The organism is Prevotella sp. MGM2, assembly GCF_002933955.1.
In the GTDB taxonomy this organism is placed as follows: Bacteria; Bacteroidota; Bacteroidia; order Bacteroidales; family Bacteroidaceae; genus Alloprevotella.
Genome location: NZ_BEWW01000224.1, coordinates 1 through 1,421, shown reverse-complemented (window position 1 = coordinate 1,421; position 1,421 = coordinate 1). Strand labels below are relative to the sequence as shown.

Sequence of the window (1,421 nt, the reverse complement as noted above, 5' to 3'; positions counted from 1 at the left end):
GTACAACAAAATCCGCAGCTACGACCAGTATGTAGAAAAGGACGCGATCCACATGGTCGATGTCGGAGTAGACCCCGAAGTGCTTGTGAACAACTCTTCCTACCCGTTGGAGGTGGAGACGCTCCCCGACGGCGACATCACCGTGCGCCTCGACAAATACCAGAGCAAGCCCACCCGCATCACCGACGACGAACTCCACGCGCTCGGCCACGACAAGATGGCTTCCGTCATAGAACGCCACAAAGAGGCATTCGACGAAGTGAGGTTCAGCCGCGCAATCCACTCCCTTGCTCCGGCGGAGCATACGGCCAAGACCCCGGTGCTGCTCACCACAGGCGAGGTGGACGGCGACCGCAAGCGACTGACGCGCCGCGACATCATCGCGCTCAAAAAGGCATTCGACAAGGCCAAGATACCCGCCGAGGGTCGAATGCTCGTGCTTTGCGCCGACCATGTAGCCGACCTGCTGGAGCAGGATCTGAAGTTTGCGGCGCAGTATTACAACTACGAGAGCGGCGCGATCAACCGTATGTACGGCTTCGAGGTGTATGAATACGACGCATGTCCCTACTACAACACCTCCACCAAGAAGAAACTGGCCTACGGCGCAGTCCCCGCGACGGCCACCGACCGGCAATGCTCCGTGGCTTTCTCGCTGAAACGCGCAATGAAAGCCAACGGATCGACGAAAACCTACCTGCAGGAAGCTGCCGCCAACCCCACGACACAGGAAAACCTGTTCTCTATGCGCACATACACAATCTGTCTCCCGACAAAGGCCGAGGGTCTCGGCGCGATCGTGAGCGCACTCAAAGCGTAAGCCCGCATGAAAAAAGCACTCAAATATCTCGTTATCCACTGCACCGCCACCCCGGAGGGACGCGACGTGTCATCCGCCGACATCCGGCGGATGCACACCGCACCCAAATCGGCGGGCGGTCGCGGGTGGAAACAGGTCGGTTATACAGACCTTATCCGGCTCGACGGCACAGTTGAACGTCTCGTGAACAACAACGAGGACGCATGGGTAGATCCGTGGGAAATCACCAACGGCGCGACAGGCTACAACTCCGTAAGCCGCCATATAGTCTATGCCGGAGGCTGCGACAAGGGCATGAAACCCAAAGACACCCGCACAGACGCGCAGAAAAGCGCGATGGCAGAATATGTGCGCGACTTCCACTCCAAGCACCTCAATGTGAAAATCATCGGCCACCGCGACCTCTCGCCCGACCTCAACGGGAACGGCGTGATAGAGCCTTTCGAGTTTATGAAAGCCTGTCCGAGTTTCGACGTGGCCGCATGGCTCAAAGAGATAGGCATAACACAGTAACAACCCCACTGAATGACTGAAACAATCCTTGCCGCAGCGGTGGCGATCATCACCGCGCCGCTCTCGGCACTGCTGACGGCCATATTCC

General features: G+C 58.2%; 2 protein-coding genes. Both read left to right on the top strand.

Annotation, left to right across the window (positions count from 1 at the left end):
* Window positions 1-820: hypothetical protein (locus C5S62_RS13580; protein WP_104404386.1), on the top strand; the 820-nt coding region annotated here is incomplete at its 5' end.
* Between the two features lie 6 nt (window positions 821-826).
* Complete coding sequence (locus C5S62_RS05395; RefSeq protein WP_104404385.1) at window positions 827-1,333, top strand: N-acetylmuramoyl-L-alanine amidase; 507 nt, start codon at window positions 827-829, stop codon at window positions 1,331-1,333.
* Window positions 1,334-1,421: the final 88 nt, after the last annotated feature.